At 29.7% G+C, this 4,035-nt stretch carries 3 protein-coding genes; all 3 read left to right on the top strand.

Annotated elements, in window-relative coordinates; genetic code table 11:
* The first annotated feature begins 101 nt into the window (after positions 1-101).
* On the top strand, positions 102-803 hold the full coding sequence (locus tag AOG55_RS01785; protein WP_048101377.1) for a phosphorylase family protein: 702 nt from the start codon (positions 102-104) through the stop codon (positions 801-803).
* Between the two features lie 343 nt (positions 804-1,146).
* On the top strand, positions 1,147-2,373 hold the full coding sequence (locus tag AOG55_RS01780; RefSeq protein WP_055032253.1) for a molybdopterin molybdotransferase MoeA: 1,227 nt from the start codon (positions 1,147-1,149) through the stop codon (positions 2,371-2,373).
* The coding region (locus tag AOG55_RS01775) for a molybdopterin molybdotransferase MoeA (RefSeq protein WP_055040813.1) at positions 2,364-4,035 on the top strand (1,672 nt) is incomplete at its 3' end. The genes AOG55_RS01780 and AOG55_RS01775, both read left to right, overlap by 10 nt.

Below are 4,035 nucleotides of genomic sequence, written 5' to 3'. Positions count from 1 at the left end.
TAGATAACTGTCTTATATGATAATATCACAAAATTATTTAAAGTTTATATGTGAACATTTGCCTAACATTATACTTTTCTTTATTTATGCAATTTGGAATTATGGCAATAATAAAGGCAGAAAAGGTAAGCAAAAAAGTAGTTATAGTTGGAAACCTGAACAGACAAAAGATAGTTAATTCCCTCCTTGAGAACCCAGTAAAAATATCAGAATTTGCGGGTTACACTGCATACACAGGCAAATATGGCAATGAGGATATTACCACAGTCTTTCATGGAATAGGAATTCCATCATTAACACTGGTAACAGACGATTTAATATCTCTTGGTGCCAGAGAGATAGTAAGATTCGGATCAGCCACAGCAGTATCAGACAGCATGGAACCGGGCACTGTGGTTCTTCCCATTGGATATTCTTATAACCCTGGAGGCACATTTAAACAGTATCTGAATTCTGACTTTTCAATGGCCCTTACACCAGACTTTGAATTTCTTGCCTCTGAAAGGGAAAAATTGAATAACGCTAATATTAAAACTGAAATAGGAAATGTATTTACAAGTGATGCATTATTTGCCCACACACCAGAGTTTATTAAAAAATTGTCAGAAACTGGTCACATTGCAGTTGAACTTGAAGGTGCCGGACTTTACTTTATTTCAAGGCTTAAAAATGTAAGGGCACTATCAGTGCATTTAATTTACTCCAATGCAGTAACCGGGAAATCAATGGAACAAAACAATATTAATGAATCAGAAAATAAAATAGCCAAAACTATACTGAACCTTCTCACAGGAAAAAATTAATTTTTTATAATTTTTAGGAAATTACATTAGGTTGTTTAAACATACGTCAGCTCACTATATGCATTATTTTCCTACCTTGGACCCCACTCATTTTATTTTTCATTACAACTCAGTGGTATGCAATTATTATTTTCAACATATAAAAGACATAAGAGGAGAGAATCATGAAATTATAAATATAAATTTAAATTCAATGGACAAATTAAAAAATTATATTCAATAAATATCTTGAAATAAAAAATGATAGGAATTTATTAATATCAATATATAATGAAGATTACAAGGGTAAAAAATTAAGAAAATTGTGTTGTTATATTCCTCCGGGAGGTAAATGGTGGTTAATATGAAGCATATTATGGAGGGCTTTGATAAATTTATTTCATATAAAGAAGCTGTTAATATTTTTAATTCTATTAAATGGGAATATCCAGCATATGAGAATGTAGGTATAAACAATTCTATTAATAGAATTATATATAATGATATTTTATCAAATATGGATGTACCTGAATTTGATAAAAGTGCTGTTGATGGCTATGCTGTTAGATCGGTGGATACATTAAATGCCTCTGTGAATAACCCTTCAAAGTTAACTATAATTGGGTCAGAATCCGCAGAGGAAAAATTTGATCAGAATTTAAATATAAATGAATGCATAGAGGTTTACACCGGTTCAGAGATTCCACAGGGTGCGGATTCAGTAATAAAGGTAGAGGAAACAGAAAGGTCTGGTAATTATATATATGTTTATTCCTATTCTGGTGAAAATAAAAATATATTCAAAAAGGGTGAGGATTTATCCAAAAATTACAGAATACTTAAAAAGGGCGATAAAATACTGCCCCAGCATTTAGCTGCAATGGCATCAGTTAAAATAAATAATGTTAATGTATATAAAAAAATAGTAATAGGCATAATTAACACAGGAAATGAAATTATAAACAAAAAAATAGTAAATTCCACAGGTATTCTCCTTAAAAATTATTATTCAAGGCCATATACTGAAGTAGTGGACGGTGGCATATGCGGTGATGATGAGGAATGCATAATTAACCATATAAATAAAATAATTGATAAGTGCAATATAATTATAATTACTGGAGGTACGAGTCTTGGAAGAAGGGATAAAACAACAGATGCAGTGTCCAGAATTGGGAGTATTCTCTTTTCTGGTGTGGCAATAAAACCTGGCAGAACAGTTGCATTATTTAATATAAAAAATAAGCCAGTTATTTCGGTATCTGGATTGCCTGTTGCAGCACTCATCTCATCATTGGTATTTGTAAATATGTATATAAAAAAAATATCTAATTTTGATATTTATGATAAAATAAATGGAATTCTTGATGAAAATATACATAATAAAATAGGATTTACAACATTTCAAATATGCAGAGCATATACAGTAAATAATAGAATTCATATCAAACCATTAAGAACAACAGGTTCCGGCATATTATCATCAATAATATATGGAAATTCCATTGTTATGGTTCCAGATTATAAAGAAGGAATAGAGGCCGGTAATATAATAAATGCATATAAAATAGGTGATATAGAATGGGACTAATATTCCATGATTTAATAAAATTTGATGATGCTTATAAAATAATAAATGAAAATATGGAAAAATTATCAGATTCTGAGATTATTAATTTAAGTGAAGCATACAATAGAATAAGCGCAGAGGACATTTACAGCAAAAATAATTTACCTTTATATTCAAGATCACAGGTTGATGGCTATGCCGTTATATCATCTGATATTAAGGATGCAAGTTATAATAATCCTGTTAAACTTTTGCTTTCAGGCGAAACATTTATTGGTGAAACACCTGTGAATCATCCCGGAAGCGGGAAATGCATAAAGGTTCCAACAGGCGGTGCAATACCAATAGGGTCAGATGCCATGGTTCCATTTGAGGATACAAATATAAATGGAAATACTGTAATATTTTATAAATCTGTTCCAAAATTTAATGAAATTTCAAATGCAGGTATTGATGTTATAAAGGGTGAAAAAATATTAAACAAATACACAATGCTGGATTCAAGGCATATAGCAGTGCTGGCAGCCACAGGTCTTGATAAAATAAAGGTTCTAAGGAAAATTAACATAGGAATAATAAGCACCGGAAATGAATTAATTTATCCCGGTGATAATTATATAGATGGGAAAATATATGATTCCAACGCTATGGCAATAGAATCAGAACTTAACAGCCTTAATAATTTTAATGTAAAAAATTATGGAATACTATCAGATGATTATGAATTAATAAAAAATGCAATTGATAAATCGGTAAATAATAACGATATAACAATTACAATTGGGAGTACATCTGCAGGCGATAAGGACATGGTTTATAAAATATTGGGTGAATATACTCCAGGGATATTATTCCATGGCGTTAGGGTAAAACCAGGGAAACCATTTATTTTTGCAAAATCAGGCAAAAAAATAATCTTTGGTCTTCCTGGTTTCCCGGTTTCTTCCATGATGATTTTGTATTCACTTATTATACCGAATATATTCAGCATTTTTAATTATAATTATAATTATAATAAAATAAATGCATATACAAAAGAAAATTTTGAGCTGCATGTTGGCAACACTGATTTGCTTTTAATAAAATTATTAAAAAAGGATAAAAAATATTATGCATATCAGGTTCATGGCAATTCAGGGTCAATATCCCGAATAATGAGGGCCAACGGTTTTTCTATCATAAATTCAACGTCAGAATATTTAAAGAAAAATACAGAAATTAAAGTTAATATTTTTAATAATAACATACCTGATATTCTTATATACGGTCAGTATTCACCATTAATTGAGGATATGCCGTATAATATAAGATTAAAATCAATATTCATAGAATCAGGATACAATGACATTATAAGATCCATGGAGAATAATGAGGCTGATCTATATATTTTAAATTATAAAAATAACCCTGAAAATAAAAACTATGATATAATTAAAATTGGTACACCATACGGTTTTGTTTACAGCAAAAGAAATTATGACACAGCTGCGATTTTATATAAGGGATCAGGCCTGTATGATTACTCGTATGATAAATTGAATACCAAAAATATTATTTATCTTGATAATCCCAATATAATAGCCGATTACGTCAAAAATAAGCGTTGCGATGTCGGGATAACATATAAGAATTATGCTGAATATTATAATTTGAATTTTGATTTCATTGATAATATTTATTTTT

The sequence above is a fragment of the Acidiplasma cupricumulans genome, from assembly GCF_001402935.1.
Lineage (GTDB): Archaea > Thermoplasmatota > Thermoplasmata > Thermoplasmatales > Thermoplasmataceae > Acidiplasma > Acidiplasma aeolicum.
This window is presented reverse-complemented; position numbering and strand designations above follow the sequence as displayed.

What these genes read in the sequence shown, in the direction of transcription:
- AOG55_RS01780 (WP_055032253.1), top strand. Translation starts at nt 1,147, where the DNA reads ATGAAGCATATTATGGAGGGCTTTGATAAATTTATTTCATATAAAGAA.
- AOG55_RS01785 (WP_048101377.1), top strand. Translation starts at nt 102, where the DNA reads ATGGCAATAATAAAGGCAGAAAAGGTAAGCAAAAAAGTAGTTATAGTT.